Annotated in this window: 9 protein-coding genes; 8 read left to right on the forward strand and 1 reads right to left on the reverse strand. The window is 49.3% G+C overall.

All coding sequences use genetic code 11. From position 1 onward, the window contains the following. The first annotated feature begins 1 nt into the window (after nucleotide 1). From POF51_RS11600 to POF51_RS11630, 7 genes are all read left to right on the forward strand, one after another. Entirely contained in the window at nucleotides 2-3,391 is a 3,390-nt protein-coding gene (locus POF51_RS11600) for a tubulin-like doman-containing protein (protein ID WP_271755397.1), read from the forward strand. Between the two features lie 34 nt (nucleotides 3,392-3,425). Next, nucleotides 3,426-5,774, forward strand: coding sequence for a hypothetical protein (locus POF51_RS11605; RefSeq protein ID WP_271755398.1), 2,349 nt, complete (start codon nucleotides 3,426-3,428; stop codon nucleotides 5,772-5,774). Next, entirely contained in the window at nucleotides 5,771-7,045 is a 1,275-nt protein-coding gene (locus POF51_RS11610; RefSeq protein WP_069849895.1) for a vWA domain-containing protein, read from the forward strand. The genes POF51_RS11605 and POF51_RS11610 overlap by 4 nt, the downstream gene beginning before the upstream one ends. Before the next feature lie 17 nt (nucleotides 7,046-7,062). Further along, nucleotides 7,063-7,698 (forward strand): beta-mannanase, encoded by a 636-nt coding sequence (locus tag POF51_RS11615; RefSeq protein WP_271755399.1) that lies wholly within the window; start codon nucleotides 7,063-7,065, stop codon nucleotides 7,696-7,698. Between the two features lie 13 nt (nucleotides 7,699-7,711). Then, nucleotides 7,712-8,977, forward strand: coding sequence for a TRAFAC clade GTPase domain-containing protein (locus tag POF51_RS11620; RefSeq protein WP_017246636.1), 1,266 nt, complete (start codon nucleotides 7,712-7,714; stop codon nucleotides 8,975-8,977). Then, nucleotides 8,977-11,475, forward strand: a complete 2,499-nt coding sequence (locus POF51_RS11625; protein WP_271755400.1) for a GAP1-N2 domain-containing protein — start codon at nucleotides 8,977-8,979, stop codon at nucleotides 11,473-11,475. The genes POF51_RS11620 and POF51_RS11625 overlap by 1 nt, the downstream gene beginning before the upstream one ends. A gap of 201 nt (nucleotides 11,476-11,676) precedes the next feature. Next, nucleotides 11,677-12,411: an MBL fold metallo-hydrolase gene (locus POF51_RS11630; RefSeq protein ID WP_069849890.1), complete on the forward strand. Its 735-nt coding sequence runs from the start codon at nucleotides 11,677-11,679 to the stop codon at nucleotides 12,409-12,411. 111 nt (nucleotides 12,412-12,522) lie between these two features. On the opposite strand, the gene POF51_RS11635 is transcribed toward POF51_RS11630, so the two are convergent. Then, nucleotides 12,523-13,149 (reverse strand): cupin domain-containing protein, encoded by a 627-nt coding sequence (locus POF51_RS11635; protein ID WP_069849888.1) that lies wholly within the window; start codon nucleotides 13,147-13,149, stop codon nucleotides 12,523-12,525. Nucleotides 13,150-13,278: 129 nt separating this feature from the next. Here POF51_RS11635 and POF51_RS11640 point away from each other — a divergent pair, with 129 nt between their 5' ends. After that, nucleotides 13,279-19,194: an AAA family ATPase gene (locus POF51_RS11640; protein ID WP_069849886.1), complete on the forward strand. Its 5,916-nt coding sequence runs from the start codon at nucleotides 13,279-13,281 to the stop codon at nucleotides 19,192-19,194. The last annotated feature ends 16 nt before the right edge of the window (nucleotides 19,195-19,210 follow it).

Below are 19,210 nucleotides of genomic sequence, written 5' to 3' on the forward strand. Positions count from 1 at the left end.
TATGAAAGCAGTTGTGAGAGAACACATTCAACAATTGGACGTATCCCTCGGCGGAGGAATCGTCAGTGACAAGATTCGCGTAGATACAATTGATAACCCGATGCTCGTCATCGGTCTTGGCGGTACAGGAATTGATGCGCTATTGCGCCTGAAATACCAAGTGAACAGACGCTTCAAGCTGCCAGTAGACCAGCTTTCTAAGAAGCGCAAGGAAAAGCCGGACAATATTGAATTCATCGCGTTTGAAACGAATGAACATGACCGTAACAAAAAGTACAAGGGCATCGGACTCGATCCAGTGACGGAGTTCGTACTCCTGTCCAATCCTGAGATCGGCGGTGTGTTGCAGAATCGCAGCATTCTGGAGCCGTACATCACTGACTGGCTCTCACCAGAGCTGACGATTACGGATGGAATCAGCGGAGCATCGGGTGTTCGTCAGGCAGGTCGACTTCTTCTCTTTACGAAAATTACGCAAGTCGTACAAACCATTGAGAAAAAGGTCAAGATGCTGTGCGAGGGCACGAACAAAAAGCTGACTGTATTCCTCTTGAGCGGATTGTCCGGGGGAACGGGGAGCGGTTGCTTCCTCGACATCGCCTATATCGTACGAGGCATTTTGGAGCGCGACTTCGGTAGTGCGGGGGTAGACAAGGTGAATACGCTGGGCTACCTGTTCACGCCTGACGTCAACCTGTCGAACAAGAGTCTCAGCTCGCACACACGCGACTACATCATGAAAAACGGTTATGCGGCATTAAAAGAGCTGGACTACTGGATGAATGCGGATGAGCGAAATGAGCGTTTCCGCCAGCAATACGGCAATGTACTCACTGTCCAATCGCCAATGCCACCATTCAACCTGTGTCATTTGATTTCTGCGACCAATCTCGAAGGCAAAGCATTGGAAAACGCCTACGATTACTGCATGAACGTAACCGCGGAGAACATTACGAACTTCATGGCGAGCGAAGAAAAGCGTTCGGGTGAAGAGTTTGCGATCCACGACTATATCAGCAACATCCGTACGAACATCAACCAGATGCCAAAAGCGTACGCAGCGAACTACCAATACAACGTCATCGGTGCTTCCTCTGCTGTCTTGCCGATCGAAGAGATGACAACGTACTTGGCATATCGCTTGTTTAATAAGATGGAAAAAATGTTCACAGTAGCACCAACACAGGAAGATGCGGAGAAATTCGCCCGCAAGCTCGGAATCGACATCGACTCGATTTCCCGCAAGTTCGAGGAGCGCGTTCCTGAACCGTTGCCAGGCTATGAAAACAGTGAGCGTCTGAACTACAGCAACGTGATCACTCAGCAAGTCGTGAGCATCGACCACGAGCTGGAGCAGGGTTATCTCGCCAAAGCGCGCGAAGCGTACATCAAATGCAAGAAGCAGACGCCAGGCGACATGATCTCTGTTTTCGGCGAAATGATTACGCGCGTGTTCCTGCACCCGCAGCAAGGACCATTCTATGCGTCCCGTCTGATTCATTCGGACAAAGGCTATTGCCTGATGAAAATGATCCTCTCCTACATCGAGAGCCTCAAGGCGAATCTGGAGAGCTTCCCGCGTGAGATTGAGGGTGCGCGCGAAAATGCGAATGAAAAGCTGGGCGATGCCCGCAGTGCTTTCATCTCCAAGGAGAAGAAGAAAAACAGCTACATCGAAGCAAAGATCAACGAATACCAGCTCCTGGCTGATCAAGAAAAGCTGGAGCAAATGATCGAATTCTACGAAGAGCTGCACCGTTTGTTGAATGCAGAAAACAACCGTATTTATAACGTATTTACTGAGATTTTGAACGCACTCAACCAAATTTTCGAGCAAAACGGCGACATCCTGATCAAGGGCGGCGAAGAGAGCGACCGCACGGGCAACAAGACGTACTACTGGAACATCGTCAGTGTGCCGGATATCTCCAAGGTAGTCAGCAACATCCTGGAGCAAAAAGATGCGGATGACCTGATCCGCGATTTCACCAGCGAGCTGCTGCGACACTCCGATCAGTGGGTCAAAGAGCAAGAGCTGGATATCGTTAGTTCGATCTCGGAATTCCTTTCGGAGAAGTTCGGTGAGCTGATCACCAAGTCGATGGAAGAATTCCTCGTGATCAAATACGGTCAGGACGAGACACTCGATCGCATCGTAGAGCGCAAGATTGCGAGCAAGCTGGATGAAGAGGCGATTCCGGTCTTCCATCTGAGCAACAATCTCGGCAATATGCACTTCCCTTCCTGGGGCTTTGTATCCGTGCCGCTGAAAGCACCATCGATTTTGAAGGGGATTAAAAACTATCAAGATACAGCGATTAGCGGATCACGCTTTACCGTCAAAGAAAGCGAAGTCAAAAACCGCATCTTCTGGCTGAATACGAAAAACGGTGTTCCACTGTTCGCTTACACACCGTTGAAGGTCTACGAGGAAAGCTACGAACGTACCATTCTGGATAGAGAGGGTATCGGACGCCACCTCGTTCAAACCGAAAAGAACAACTGGGCGTACCTCCCATCCCCTATTCCGGAAAAATCGTGGGGAGATACGTACCAAAATGGGCGAATCAAAGCGTACAACGCCAACGTACGCGAACTGTTTGACCGTGCGGTGCGCTATGGAGCTATCCGCGAAAAAGGCAGCGACAGCAAGACCAGCAACCGTTATGAATCCATCATGACGAAGCCGTTCTCGCTGACCACTTTCTTGGCTAAGCACCAAGCGCAAGGAGACGCGACCAAGCTGAGCCCTGGCGAGATCAAGCGTGCATTGGTTGAGCTCAAAGGTTTCCTGAGAGATGGTCTGGAGCAAGAATTTACGCGTGATGTGTTCGGCAGTATCAATGAAGAGATGGCAAAAGAAAACCTGATTCGCTATCCAGAGCAGATTCGCCTGATCGAACAGGAAGTGCGCAAATACGAAGAAATCGAAGCCAAAATCCAGGAGCTGGAGCAGATCGTAGGTGCCATCAAGGACGAAGAAGAGCTGGTGACCCGATTCATCGAAGCACTTTACACAAACACCATCTGCAAGCGCGGTGCACTCTACGTCTACGACAAGGATGAGGAAGAAGATGCGTGGGAGCCATTCATCAACCTGATGAAGGTCAACAAGCACGTCGAATTCGCTATCTATGAAAAGTTCCGCGCATTGGATCACAAGAACATGGCAACCATCCAGCGCAAGGCTGCAAAACGCAGTGACGCGATGACCTCCGCAGAGGATACGCAGCAACTGCTGGTAAAACTCGATGAAATTGCGGCGACCTTCCAAGAAACGAAAAACGATCTGGAATACGACCGCGATGAATACGTAAACGGTGAAGAGCTGTTCCAGTTCTACAAAAAGGTTTGGTCAAAAGTAAACGATATGCGCAAGACGCTGCAATAAGCAATCAGGATCGTTTAATAACCGAGGAGGACGCATGAGGGATTTGATTGGAGAGTTCGCGACCCAATACGTTACGGAATTGGAAAGACAACTGGATAGCGGAAACGGACAGCGAAGCATTCAAAACCCGGTGCTCTTCCTTTTTCTCGGGGATAAGAGCGTAGAGGCACTGCAAGCTGTTCGTGCCCACAACGAGCGCAATTGGCAAAATGGTCACGGTGTTCTTTATGTCCATGCGTATCAGGACAAAACGTGGGAGCATCCGCAAGTAATCGGGTGCCGCTTGCCGCAGGCAGATGCCGACAAGAAAAAGATGCGTACTTCGATCCACGAGCGTTTTTTACTCGATGAAGCTGTCACCATGGAGCTGAACAAGGTGATGAAGCTGGCAAGCGTGCGGGTAGCGGAAATGGGCAAGTTGTTCACTGCTTTTCAGCAAGTCAATATAGCGGTCGTGGCAAGGGCGGATGACCCTGCTACGATCCTTTTGCCAGAGCTGACGTTGCTACTCAAGGGCTACCTCAACGAGCTGTTTAAAAACGTATCTGTCGACCTGTACGTCCTGCTTCAAGAAAAGAACAACGGGGAAGCATTCGGGTTCTCGACAGCGCTCTCGGTTAGCTTTTTGGAAGAGGTCAATCGCTATCAGCGGAGCGACTACAGTTATCGAGCGAATCTCTTGGTAACGGAGGATCTCGTGAAACTGCCTGTGGAGCATGTGAACGCACCGTTATTTTCACTGGCCTACCTATTGAGTGACAAGACAGAGCATGGCTTGTTTATCGAAGGCGGCATGCAGGAAAATTATGAGCTGATCAGCAAGCTGGTGCTTTTGAACAACAAAAAGGTAGAGTCGGAGTTCCATGAAAGCAATGATGGCTATAACAAGCTGCAATTTATGCGTAGCATCACAGTTGATCATGGGCAGACCAAGCTCGCGTCTGCTGGACTATCCAAAGTGAAGCGACCAACTCATGCGATTGCGCTGACAGTACTATCCGCCGTATTTGACCGCTATTGGGAGCGACTACAAGACGGCGAGGTATTGCCGAAAACAAAAGCGAGAGAAAAGCTCGGATTGACGGCGCATGATTTGCAGCGAAAATTGGCTGGCATTCTCCCTGAGGATCACATCCTGGAGGAAATGACGGGGCTCATGACTTCTGGTATCAGCTACAGCGAGCTTTGCAGTATGAATATGCGTGAAGCGGAGCTGGCTTTGTTTGACGGTAGCAGCCAAGCCTTTTTTGAGGCGAATGTCGTTTCAGGGGCGCGTAAACGTCTGGATCACATGCTGTCCCAGGAGTCCTTGGCTGATTTGATTCAGAAAGGAATTATCGAGGATGAACGGCTTGGGCTGTATGCGGCTTACTATCTCACAGCCGAACACGCCAATGGAGCAAACCTGCTGGATGAGCTGCGCACAGGAATTCGAGAGACATCTCGACAGGTTGAACAGATTAAAGCCGAGCTTGTCGATCTCTACCAAGAGCGAGTGGAGCGGCAGGATATTCGCGTAGGAGGATTTTTCACACGGGATAAGGAGCGTGTGCGGACCTTCATTCGCCATTTGCTGGACGCTGTTTATGGCAAAAAGCTGGAGTTGCTGGATTGGGAGATGATGCTCTCCATCCTTGTGAGCTATGAGAAACAGGCAGAGCAGATTCACCGGCAGTTAGGTGAGCAAGTCGAGCAGCTGGAAGCCTTGCATAAGCAACTGCGGGAAATCGCCCAGACGAGCGTTCGAGAAGCGACTGACTACTTGGGCAAAAACGTCGACGAATATTACGAATCGGTGGTCCATGAAACAATCCGGTCATTGGAAGCTTCGCGCGGCAGTGATTTTTACATGGAACAACGGTATATTGGTAGCGGCGCTCTGCTCAGCGGGAATCGACTCGCCGGACTCGTGGAGAGGCTGTGTCAGTTTTGCCGGAACGAGATTCTCACCCGTGCGCCATTTGCTTTATCTTTTGAGGCGGAGCTGCTTGCGCGTGCCAACGTCGGGGCTGCTTACGATAACCGAACCGTGCTGACGAAGGAGGATTTGTTCCTCGATCTCGCATTGGTGTTGGAAGAGCGCGCAGCGGTTCACATCGAAGTGTTCCATTTCTTGCAGAAGCATCGCTATGAGGAGAAGTACTTGTTTGCTGATATTCACAACGACTTCGTCCAATATGCGCTGCACAAAGATGAGAGCACACGAACTTACAAGCTGGGCTGCATCCACGAGGAACAAAAAAGCGGGATAGAAAAAATGAACCTGATGGGTGGATTCGGCATGGAAGAGTTGATGTTCTACCGCAATAACAAGAAATACCATGCTTCCTATGAGGAAAGCGGGTTTGTCTTTCGCCGCGTGGGAGGAGATGAGTCGTCATGAGTCAGAGAAGGGTAAGCTTACTCATGCTAGTTTGTAGTCTGGTAGGTGGCGTGATCGGATTTTTGGTCGGGGAAGTCATGCTTGGCAAGCTGTCCGGAGAAATACCGCAATGGTTGTTAATGGGACTTTATTTTGGTCAATATGCCTTTTTCGTAGGACTGATGTGCCTCATTGCGGAAATGATCTCGCCACGACTGAATGGAGTCGGTTGGAAACAGCGCTATCTGGGCTTTTCCTGGAAAATGCTCGTGCCCAGCACGTTTTTGATGGTGGGCGTAGTGGCCATGCTGCTTCAGCTGCTGTACGGGTCATCATTTCAACAGGCTAGTGGGGCCAACAATATTGTCATGGTTCTGGATACGTCAGGCAGCATGCAGTCGTCTGACCCGGATAACCAATTGTTCAAAGCAGCAGCCGACATGGTGCAGCGCATGGACAGTGACATGAACATAGCAGTGGTTACGTTTCACGATCAAACGAATGTGCTGCAACCCCTCACCGAGCTGAGCAGCCAGTCCGTGAAGGATGAGATTGTGAAGAAGCTGCTTCAATATCCGCGAACGGATGGCGGCACTCGAATCGACCTGGCTCTGCAAGCGGGGCTAGATCAGCTGCAAGCCAATCAAATGGTGAATAGTACGGTCGTGCTGATGTCAGACGGCTATAGTGATCTGGATGTCCCTGCTGCACTTGCACCCTACAAGCAAAACCAAGTGATTGTCCATACCGTAGGCATGAGCCAAATCGATGCAGACGGAACGGCGTTGCTTCAAAAGATCGCTGCTGAGACTGGCGGCAGCTACTTCAATGTTGAACACGCTGACCAAATGACAGGAATTTTTGGTCAGATTTACGATATGAGCCGAACAGACCGCAATATCGTTTCCGAGCGGACAGGAGCGACAGAAGAAAGCATGTTTTACGCCATTACCCGTGTGGTCAGTGTTCTGATCATCGGTGCTTTGCTCGGCTTGGCGCTGGGTCTGATTTTTGACAATCGCCATCTGGCCAAAAGTTTCACGATTGGCGGGGCGGTATCAGGACTGTTAGCTGGACTCGTTTTGGAAATGGGACTGTCGTCAATCGACTTGCTCGATATGGTTGTACGTTTGCTGGCGTGCTCCTTGCTCGCTGTCATCCTGACATTGTTCACTCTCTTTGTGCCAGCTTCCACGAGTGGTGGATCGTCTTTTGCAAAGCGGAGACTGAACACCAGACAAAACCCTCGCGCGTTGGACGCCGGGAACCAAAGCAGCAAGCGGTTTGAGTAAAGGGAGCATGATGAATCATGATTAATCGGGAGGAAACAACAGAAACCTTCATCAAAGACGTCACCTGCCAGTATCAAGGGAGCGAATACGTGCTCAATTGGCATTGGGCGCAGGATATTCCGTGCGTGTACGTGCACAAGTCGCAGTTTGGCGCCCCTTTTGACGTAAACGAGCTGGATGATCGTCAGTTCAAACTGTATACCCGAGAGGAATACAAAGTCCACAAAGGGCTGCGGGAAAAAACAGACGGCATCGGCCGATACACATACCGCATCTTTCCTTGTCGATTGGAAAATGGAAAGCCGATTCTGCTCATGCCAGACGGGGATGCCCATGTGATCAACGTCAGCACAGGAAAGGCCAAAATCTACTACTCGTTCAAACGGGGCGGAAGCTGGTTTAGCAAGCATCAATCGTTGCAGATTCGCATTTTTTCAGAGATTCCGATCGCGCGGGACGTACTCTGCTACGTAAAAAAAGAAGGCTCTCCTCCCGCCCACAAGGATGATGGTACCCGATACAATTTCATTCGCGATCTCGAGCCCGGTGTCAATCTGATGCCGGAGATCGAGGTCCGGAAAAAAGACGTTGTCCGCCTGTTTTTTACGGACGGGAAAAAATACGGAGAAATGTACGAACTGATTCCTGAATAGGAGGGGATGCGCCATGCTGTCGTTTTTGAAAAACATGTTTGAAAAGAAGCCGCAGGTCAAGGAACGGCTTCCTTTTTACGATATTGTCTGTCCGTACTGCTTCGCCAAATACGGACCAGACCAAGTTGTCTTCCGTGCCACACATCATCGTCAGGACGACGAAGACTACGCGTTGCAGGAGGATGAGATTCTCAATGCGTATCGGGATAAATTCGGACTCGATGCCGTCGACGAGTTGGAAGCGGTGATCGATCCTGAATCCATCCCGGAGGAAAACCATTTGTACGTTGATAACGTCCTCGCAGGTGTGACCGATCGGTATGGCATGGTTTCCAAGCGCAGATTATGCCCGAAATGCCACAACGAGCTGCCGATTACAGCTGGCAAAGCGCCGAGCAACATTATTTCGATTGTAGGGGCATCCCAAGTCGGGAAGTCCGTTTACATGACCTCATTGATCCATACCTTGCAGAACACGACTGCGAATCACTTCGATGCAGCGTGTATGCCGCTCAATGCGCAGATTAGCCGCAAGTTCCGGGAGAACTATGAGGCACCCTTGTTTGAACGCGGACAGCTGCTTGATTCTACGCAAAAAGAAAAGCGTCAGGAGCCGTTCATCTTCCAGTTCATTTTCAAGGATAGCGACAAGGCACCGTTGATCCTGGTGTTTTTTGACGTAGCGGGCGAGGGAATGGTCGACCGCGAGTATTTGGAGCTGTATGCGGCGCATGTGAAAAACTCATCAGGCATCTTGTTCCTGGTTGATCCGCTGCAAATCAAGACAATTCGCGATCGGGTCATGTTGCAAGCAGGTGATGAGCCCGGGGAATTCACGGCAAGGTACGACGAGCCGCGTGAGGTCGTTATTACGCTGTTTGAGAACTTCATCGGCTATCAGGAGCAGAGCAAGACACATATTCCGACTGCTGTCGTATTGACGAAGAGCGACATGCTGCATCTGATCAAGGAAGACGACGGCGAATACATCAAGTCCAACAGCAACGTTTTCCGCAATTTCGTCCATGAACAATATTTAAATACGACTGAATTTGAGAACATCGATGGGGAGATCCGCCGGTTCATCGAAAAGGTGGATAGACCGTTTAAAGACGCGTTGGATGTTTACTTTACGAATACGGCCTATTTCGCTGTATCTGCGCTGGGGAGCAATCCCGTCAATCAAAGGGTGAGTGGTGTCGTGACGCCGATTCGCGTCGATGAACCGTTTATTTGGTTGATGCACCAGCTTGATTACATCGAGGGGAGGGAGCGGTAGTGAGCAACCGTCAGCCCATTTTGCAGCAGTACTACACCCGCGGGCGACAAGGGGTTTTCCGTTCGAACGAAGGATACGATACTGTCGCCAAAACGCCAGGGCTGGATAACCAATTCATTAAAAAGGCGCTCCATCCGTTTTGCGTGTACGACGCGCCGCGACAGCTTCAAGAGCGGGCGGAAAGCAATCTGGCGCTCTTCCCGGAGGCGCTTGTCAGCTTCCATGCCGAATCAGGAGAGATGGTTCTCGGTAGAAGTGTATTTGTCGGAGCGGATTTTACCGGTCAGCGCAATACGTTTTTTAGCCACAACTATGTCATTCCGGTAGAGCGTCGGGATGAGTTTATCAAGAACCCGGGCAAGATCTTTGGAGTGCGCTCTTTTACGGATCGTCACGACGATGCAGCGGGCAAGGAGCTTCCTACCGTCGATGACATCCCTTCAGAAAAAGGCTTATCGCAAGACCGAAAACAGCTGCTTGGGCAACTGGGCGTCGATGAGCGTTTATTCAAACAGCTCCTCTTTGCGGTGATGTCCTCGCTCGCAGCGAAAAAGAAGGTGTTCATCAGCCTGGATGTGGATATTAGTGCCTCATCCAAGAGTGCTGCTCAATTGTTGGAGATTTTGTACAGTTGTCTGCCTTATGAGATGCGCAGACATTTTGGGTTTCTCACTTTTAGCAACGAGCCGCAGAGCAAGAAGCATATCCACGTCACGTTCGTGGAAAAAGGAAGCATACGCCCAGGCGGGGGGCACAGCGACAAAGACTTTTTGTTCGACTTCGCCCTTGGTCGCGTTCAGAACGTCGATTTGCAGGACGGAGGACACGAATACCTCGACTTTGCTTGGGAGTATGTGAATGAGCCACGGATTTTGGATGCGTTCCACGAATTTTGTGAGGAAGTGCTGGCTGGAGCAGACCATGCACTGGCCTTGAACATTCGCACGTACTATGAGCTGTGTGCCCTGTATTTGATTGAAAAGGGACGAACGTCTGTGTATGAGAGCAAGCGGGCGGGCGTTTGGCAGGCGTTGAACAGCTATTTGGGACACAGCAGCCTGACACGCAAGAAACGGCTGATCGAACTTCAGGAAATGCTGATGAGGGTCGAGGTAGAGGCGCTTTCGTCCAAACAGCTGCCTGACGGTGAGACGATCAAGCAAATGATTGAGTCCTACCGTGTCACCAGGCAGGAACGCCTGCAAATGGATTTGATCCGCTTCTTGATGGACGTGTTGATGAAGGCCAAGACCTCGAGACAGAGCAGCTACGTGGCAGAAGTGTACAAGCATTTGTCCAGCAACCGGGAGCTGTTTGGCTTCATGATGCGGACGATTTTTGGCTATCCACAGTTGGTGAAGCCGCTCTTTGAGGATTATATGACCGAGCGGGTAGCCGCCGTGACCAGTTTGGACCAGATGTTAAAGGAAATCCGGTTTTGGACGGAAACAGAACCGCAAGCTATGCGCAATGCCGTTTTTGTTGCTACCACGACGGAAAAAGTATTGCGTCTATTTGCGCGTGAACGTCAAAAGCTCACTGCCGCCATTACCATTCATCAGTTCTTTGAAAGCATCGATGGGGCACGCAGCTATGCCGATGAGCTGTTGGATGAGCTGGACAAGTCCTTGATGAAGCTCGTCGCGCTAGACACGCTATCCAAGGATGATTTCCAAGTGCTCATCGCCCTCTTGGAGGAGAAGCCACAGAGCTTTTTCGGAACGCTGGATCTGGAGAGTCGCCACAAACAAGAAATGCTCTTGAATCTGGCGAAGCTGCACGAAGAGAGAAGCACGCCACACCCGGCAGAGTTTTTCCGGAAATGGGATCGGGAAGCGATTTCCGTGCAGCAAAGAATGATCCAGAATATGTTGAGTAAACCGCTCCATGCGGACGAGTTCCCGCAGATGCCGCTGGTCTTTTACCGGGAAGATCATTTTGGTCAGGAAGGCTTCCAGTTTGCAGAATTGCTGGAGTATGTTCAGCAAAATGGTGGGGAATCCGTTACACTGTCCTTTATCCAATGGACAATGAGCCAGCGGATGTTTTTCGAAGGGAAGTATTTGCTGCCTGCATACAGACAAGCACTGAAGGCCTTCTTCCTTGAGGAGAAAGGTAAGAGATTGCGGGACAAAGAATGGCGAAAACGGTGGTATGCGATCCGAAATGCTGATTTCCGCAAGCTTTTGGACGAGGTACGCAGCGAAACAGCCAATCCGCTCGTGAAGCTGTTTCGGCACAAAGCTACGGTGATATCCAGCGTAGTTGTCTTGCTAGGTGCTGGAGCGTGGGGAGGCTACATGGTTTGGGGAGGTACGAGTACGCATGTACAGCCACCTGAAACAAAGCCTGAACCGATCCGTCCTCCGGCTGTGTTCGTACCGGTTTATCGGTTGATGGTGGACGAGCCTGACATCCAACCTGTTCGTGGCGTTCTTGGGGAGCGAAGCCAAGATGCATCAACGGGCGGGCAGCCTGTTCAGACAACGACACCTTAAGTAAATAAAACGCCAACGCGGTCTGCTCTGGTAGGAGCGACCGCGTATTTCGGGGGGCGTTGTTGTACAAGAAAACGCCTTGAAAATATATTGACAAATATTTTTATTTGTGATATAATAAAATATTTTTCTGTTGAAATAACTCCTCGCTCCGTGATAAAAAGTAGTTGTGCGATGAAATGGTGTGAGGAGGAATAGGGTATGAAAGCTAACACAGGTGTGAAAATGATTCCGTTACAAGGAGAGGCATTTGGCAAGCCGATGGTGATCTATCCCACCTTGCTTTGGGATGATGACCGAGCGGTATTAGTAGATACAGGAATGCCTGGTTCATGGGAGACCATTCGTCAGGAGATGAGCCGTGCTGGCATACCACCTGAGCGTTTACAGGCTATCATTTTGACACATCAGGACATTGATCATATTGGCAGTCTTCCAGAAATCGTTCGTGAGCTTGGCGGACAGGTTGAAATATACGCGCATGAGCTAGATCAGCCGTATATTGAAGGCACACGCCCTCTCCTCAAAGCAAACCCCAAAAGCATGGCCCCATTACTTGCGATGTTGCCTGAAAAGGAACGCGAGCACTTGCAATGGCTTTGCGAAAATCCGCCAAAGGCAATGGTGCACAAGACACTGGCAGACGCAGAGATTCTGCCGTATTGTGGGGGAATTCGCATCATTCATACTCCCGGACACACGCCGGGGCATATCAGCCTATATGTACAAGATAGCAAGACCTTGATAGCAGGCGATGCTATGGTCTACATGAACGAAGCACTGCGAGGACCGATTCCGCAAAACACTCTCGATATGGAAATGGCAGTAAACTCATTAAAAAAATTCGAGAACTTGGAAATTACTAGTATCATTTGTTATCATGGAGGCATGTGCCAAAACAACGTGGAAGAGCAGCTTCACGCTCTGATACGGTGAAGCAGTTACACGAGCTTACACGATAAAACAATGAATCCAGGTTGGAATATGTGGATATAAAAAGCGTGGAGGACACCAAGCTGGAGTAATCCCTATGGTGTCTTTCCCATTTTATCCTTGCAACGTCTTTTGCGCTGTTTGCTCGATTTCGGTATGGGAGACTGGGGCAGCTGGAGAGGTTTTGTAGTATTTTTCCAGCGACTTATCTGAACCTGTCCAACGAGCCAGTGCAGCGAACACAGCGAACATGCCTTTTTGCAGGAAGCGCGGAATGATAGGGAGGTAAAACTGCCCCATCTGAAAGATCGTTCCCAAGAGGAGGATATTTTTCGGGATATTCTGCTTGATAATCGGCAAATAAAAGCTACGCCCATCTGTATCGAGCCCGTATCCACAGCGGACAAACGCTTCAAAAGTACCTGCCGGACGGATTTCCACATCGAAGCTAACGAATTCGTTAGAGGGATTGTGGAACCCATGAATCTTGTCTGTCGGAATGGTTAGCTTCTCTCCCGGCTTCAGGATTACTTTTTTTCCAGCAATGGTTACCTCTAAATTTCCAATTACACCTTCAAAGGTTTCGACAAGTTTTGTATGATAGTGTAGAAAAATCCCGTTATCCGGTGGAAGATCGGTACGGAATAACAAATATTCGCCATTCGTTTCTTCCGTTGTCTTCAAAAAGGTAACTACTTCATTATTGTGCGGGTTACTTACACTGCGACTTAAATTTGACAAAACTATACCTCCTTAGAAAATAGTAAAAAGAGATTATATTAAGACAGAATATAGATTAAATATAGATTAATTGTTCCGGGGCAACAATTAAAAAGATAGGATGTTCTACCTAAAGATGGAGTGGATAGTATGAGCGGCATGATCGTGGTTCCAGGGTATAGGGTGGTAGAGTTTCTTTCCACTCATTCAAAATTGGGAATTTATCGGGGTTACAGAAATAACGACAATCTCCCTGTCTTATTCAAAGTACCGATGGAAGGATCTTCCCATAAAGAATCTCTGTGGAAACTGAAGCATGAATATCGCATTCTTCAATCATTGGAATCCCATGCAGTGGAAACGATCATCGAACTCGTTAATCACAACCGTGAGACGGTAATGATTACGGAAGATTTCGGGGGAGTGCCGCTCGCCTTGCTTATGAAAATGAAAGGACTGTCGCTGAAGGAGATGCTCTTCATTGCGGTCCGCATGGCTTCCTGCTTGAAAGAAATCCATCAGCACGGAATCATTCATAAGGATGTAAATCCCGATCATATCCTGGTTCATCCTGAAACCTATGAGGTAAAGCTTGTTAGCTTTGGGTTGGCGTCTAAATGCCACCAAGAATACCAAAGTGTGATGAATCCAAAAGAATGGAAGGGGAATCTTCGCTACGTCTCGCCGGAGCAGACGGGGAGAATGAATCGCACCGTCGATTACCGCTCCGACATTTATTCTTTTGGTGTCACGCTCTACGAGTTATTGACTGGAAAGCTGCCCTTTTTAACTTCGGACATGCTTGAACTCATACATGCTCATATGGCGAGAAAGCCGCTCGCTCCCTCCAGTGTAAAACCATCCGTTCCAGAGATTCTATCGGACATTGTGATGAAGTGTCTGTCAAAAAATACAGAGGATCGCTACTTTAGCATGTCTGGCTTACTGGCAGACATGCAGCGCTGCTATGACCAGCTTGAACAAAACGGTTTGATTACGCCTTTTCCGCTTGCTTTAGAAGATCGTGCTGATCACTTGCGGATTCCAGAGAGGCTGTATGGACGTGAGCAAGAAATCCAGATGCTCATCGATGCATTTGAGCAAGTTACGAACGGCGCTACGAGGATGGTTGTCCTCAGTGGCTCTGCAGGCGTGGGTAAATCTGCTCTCGTGCTAGAAGCGCAAAAAGCGTTTTTGAGAGGCCGGGGACGTTTTGTTTCAGGAAAGTTCGACCAATATAATCAGGCCGTTCCGTATTCGGCCATCATTCAAATCTTTCAGGACTTGATCAAGCAGCTCTTGGCAGGCCACGAACGCGAGCTGCTCGCTTGGCGAGAGATGATACTCGACGCCATGCAAGGACTTGGTCAAGTGATCGTGGATGTCATTCCACAGCTTGAGGCAGTGATTGGCAAACAGCCTGCCGTACCTGAGCTACCTGCAACAGAAGCAAAAAATCGCTTTCAATGGGTGATGCAACGCTTTATTCGGATTTGGGCGCGACCAGACCATCCACTTGTCTTGTTCCTAGATGATTTGCAGTGGGCGGATTCTTCTTCGCTTTTCCTGATCCGAGAGTTGGTTGCGGATATGCAGATCAGTCATTTTCTGCTGATTTGCGCTTATCGTGAGCATGATGGCAGTACGATGAATCCGTTGATTGCCCTTTTGACAGAGACAGGTATCAAGAGCCGCACTTTGCGTCAATTCACGTTATTGCCGCTTCGAGAACCCGAATTCAATGCGATGCTAGCGGATGCGTTGCATAGTGAGCCGGATATGACGAAGCCGCTGGTTACGATTATCATGCAGAAAACAGCTGGGAATCCGTTTTATGTAAGAGAATTCATTAAAACGCTGTATGATCGGAACTTGCTGTGGTATGTGAGAGAAGAACGGAATTGGCAATGGGATTTGGCAGAAATCGAGAAGCTGGGTACTACGGAAAACGTGGCCGATTTTCTCGTAGAAAAAATGAGAAGATTGCCTGATTCCACTCAGCAGCAGCTCGGTTATGCTGCTTGTCTGGGTAACTCGTTTTTGCTTCATTTGATAGCCAAGTCACGAAATCAAACGGAGTCAGAAGCCATCCAGCATATACGGCCTGCGATTGAGGAAGGTCTCATCTATCCGATTGAAGGAGCGGAATATCTGAATTACGCTGCGCTCGTGGAAGAAGAAGTGGCGTCTCAGATGAAGATTCGTTTCCGCTTTGTGCATGATCGAATTCAACAGGCCGCCTATTCGTTGTTAGCAGAGGCAGAGCGCGGACAGATTCACGTCAAGCTGGGCAGGATGATGTGGGAAATGTCCCAAGGGAGCGAATCTGGCTCCCTGTTCGAAATTTGCGATCATATGTACCGGGGCAAAGAGATACTGGAGGATCAGGCGGAGCGTATTCATGTAGCGTACTGTCATTTACTCGCTGGTCAAAAAGCGAAATCCTCTGCGGCATTTGAGTCCGCCTTGCAGTACTTCCAACGTGGTCTCGAGCTGGTCGGGGAAGAGGGCTGGCAGCACAATCATGATCTGACCATGGAGTTGTGTGCGTTGACTGCGGAGACGACGTACCTCTGTAACCAATTGGATGAGGCAAAACAATTGTTTGAACGCGGGATGCAGCATGCCAAAACAGACCGAGAACGAGTACGCATTTTGGAAATGGAAATTCGCATGTATACACGACTGGCTGAATTTCCTCGTGTCATGGAGATCGCAAGCGAAGCCTTGGGGTTATTGGGAGTACCGATTCCCAAAAAGCCTGGCAAGCTCGATATCATTAAGGAAATGTTTCACATCAAACGCCGTCTCAAAGGCCGGAAAATAGATGAGCTGCTGTATTTGCCGGATGTTCCCGATGAAAATTATCAGATGGCGATGAGCATCATCAGCTACGCAGGCCCATCTGCTTACTATGTCAATCTCAATTGGTTTGCTTTAACGATTTTGCGTGCCCTTCATCTGTCGCTCGTACACGGAAACGCGGTCGCCTCGGCGAACGGTTATACCGGTTACGGGATCGTACAAGCTGCTCAATTCGGAAATTATCGAGAGGCTTACGAATTTGGGCAATTGGCTTGCCGTGTAGCAGACAGTTTCGCCGATCCGATCGCCATGACGAAGGCGTATGGCGCGTTTGCCTTACTGATTAATCACTGGTGCGAGCATGCGCGGACGAATATCCCTCTCCTGAAAAAAGCGATTCAGCTCGGTTTGGATGGTGGCGGCAACATTTATGCTGCCTACAATGCCCATGGGCTTTTGGAGGCCATGCTCTACTGCGGTGTGCCAGTGGAAGAATTGGAGCAGCAAATCGAGGAATACAGCGATATGATTCAACAAATCAAGGTCGTTGATCACGATGATCGACTCCTGTTATTGCGCCAGGCGCTGCATACTTTTACACGGTGGACCGACAAGGAACGAACGGCGTTTTGCCATGATGGATTTGACGAAGCGGCATATGTAAGCAACCTGCAAAAAGAAGGAAACAGCTACAAGCGGTACATGTACCACTACTATAAATCGATGGTTCATCTCATGTACGGGAACCACCTGGAGGCTGCAGAGCTGCTGGGCGAAGCAGAGCAATGGATGGATTCAGTCAGCGGACAAGTTCTTGTCAGCCAGCAAGTTTTTATGCAAACACTGGCATTGACGGGGCTCTATGAGAACGCCAACCGACAGGAAAAATCGAAGTATGGGAAAAAAATCAAAGGAAATATCAAAAAGATGAAGACGTGGGCAAAGGAATGCCCGGAAAATTTTCAGCACAAGTGGTTATTGATGCATGCTGAGTGGCTGCGTGTCACTGAGAAAAAACAAGAAGCAGGTCCTTTTTATGAACAAGCGGTTCAACTCGCCAAAAAAGATGTTTTCTTGCAAAACGAGGCAATGGCAAATGAATTGGCCGCCCAGCATTACTTGGCACTTGGACTCGATACGATTGCGAAGGTATACATGACTGAGGCACACGAGGTTTACATGCTTTGGGGAGCGGTCGCCAAGGCACGAGAGATTGGGGAACGGTACCCTTATCTTTTGCAACGGGTAAGAAGCTTAGGAGCTTCCGCCGAGATTGCCACGACTGACCAGACAGCAGACCTCGTCGATTTAATGAGTGTCATCAAGGCATCGCAAACGATTGCTAGCGAGCTCCGCTTGGAAATGCTGCTGGCCACGATGCTGCGCACGGTGATGAGCAATGCAGGTGCGGAGAAAGGAATCCTCCTGCTGAAAAAAGATGGTGAATGGCTCATCGAAGCGGCAGGCTCTGTCGATTTGGACGTGGAGATCATGCAGTCTGTCCCGTATGAGCATAGCGGGATGCTCTCTGTCGCCGTCGTGAATTACACCATTCGTACAGAAGAGATGCTGGTGCTCCACAACGCTTCGGTTGAAGGCGTCTTTTTCCGCGATACGTACATTGCGAAGCACGAGCCGAAATCCATTCTATGCTCCCCGCTATGGCAGCAAGGAAAAATGATCGGCGTCATTTATTTGGAGAACAACGAGACGACACATGTGTTCAACGAAAAACGCTCAGAGCCGCTCAGACTGATCTTCTCGCAAATTGCGATCTTTATTGAAAATGCGAGACTGTATCATCAATTGGAGCAATGGAATCAATCCTTGGAAAAGATCGTGACAGAGCGTACCAATGAAATTCAGGCCCTTTTGCAAGCGAATAAAAATCTGTTAAACAATGCGGGACAAGGCTTTCTGTCTTTTTCCAAAAACCTGCTGGTCCATTCCGAATACAGTCGGGAATGTCTACGAATTTTTGGTCGAGAACTGGCTGGGGTGTCGGTCGCTGAGCTACTATACCCAGATCGTGCAGAGGACAGCATGTTTATTGAATCCCTTTTGGAAAAGTACTTTGAAGCAAAAGACCAAGGGCAAAAAGAGCTGTATCTCAGTCTTTTTCCTACGGAAATCCAGATCAATCAAATGCCGTTGAAGCTGGCATGTAAGCCGATTTATGAAGATCGGCGAGATTCGCCAGAGGGCTTGATGCTGATCCTGACTGATATGAGTGAGCAACGGGCGCTCAAATCCAAGATGGAGCGAGAATGGCAAAGGTTGAATATGGTCGTAACTGTTGCGATTAGTCTCCCGCTCTTCCAAAAGGTACTGCGAGATTTTGATGCTTTCTTTGAGGATGGGTGGAAGCGAGTCCTCGGAGAAGAGATGGCGGATTCCGAGAAACTATTCAAAGTGGTCGCTCAGATTCATCAATTTAAAGGTGACTTCAGCCAATTACACTTGATTCATACACCGCAAAAGCTGCATGATTTGGAATCGTGGTTGATTCAATGGGCAAAGTCCGAAGAACGCCTCTCCGACGAGGATGTGCGCGCCCAGCAGTCATTCGCAGAGGTTCAAGCTGCGATGCAACAAGATTTGTCGATCATGCAGCACAAGCTCGGGGTCGGGTTCCTGGATCATAACGAGCATGTGTACACCATTGCAAAAGAGCAATGGGAAAGCTTCGAGCATGAGATCACCAGTCTGATACAGGGGGAAGCTCAGCAGGAGCTGCTCCACCGCATCCGCAAGCTTCGCTATCGTCCTATGAAGGACATGTTGTCCCGGTATGAAGACTATGTAAGTGAGCTCGCTATCCGTCTGAATAAGACCATCGATCCGGTCGAATGGGATGCAGAAGAAGTACTGGTCGATCCGGAGCGATTCGAGAATTTTGCGAGGAGCTTGGTTCACGTATTCAACAATGCCATCGATCATGGAATGGAAGAAGAACAAGAACGATTGGCATACGGAAAAGAACGCAGCGGCAAGATTCAATGCCGCATTTGGCAAGAGGATACTTCCTTGTGTGTCACGATTCGTGATGATGGGCGGGGCGGAGATAGGGAAAAGCTAAAGTTGGCAATGGCGGAGCATGCCACGGTGCAAGAAAATGCGAGTCTCGTATCGGGCAGAGGAATTGGCCTGTCCATTGTTAAGCAAGAGGTTGAGCAGTTGGGTGGAACCCTTCAGGTTGATACTCAAAAAGGAGAGGGCACCCGCTTTACCTTCCGAATCCCGTTGGAAGACATTCGCTAGACCCATAGAAAAAACT

This window comes from Brevibacillus sp. AG, assembly GCF_028369215.1.
Taxonomy (GTDB): domain Bacteria; phylum Bacillota; class Bacilli; order Brevibacillales; family Brevibacillaceae; genus Brevibacillus; species Brevibacillus porteri.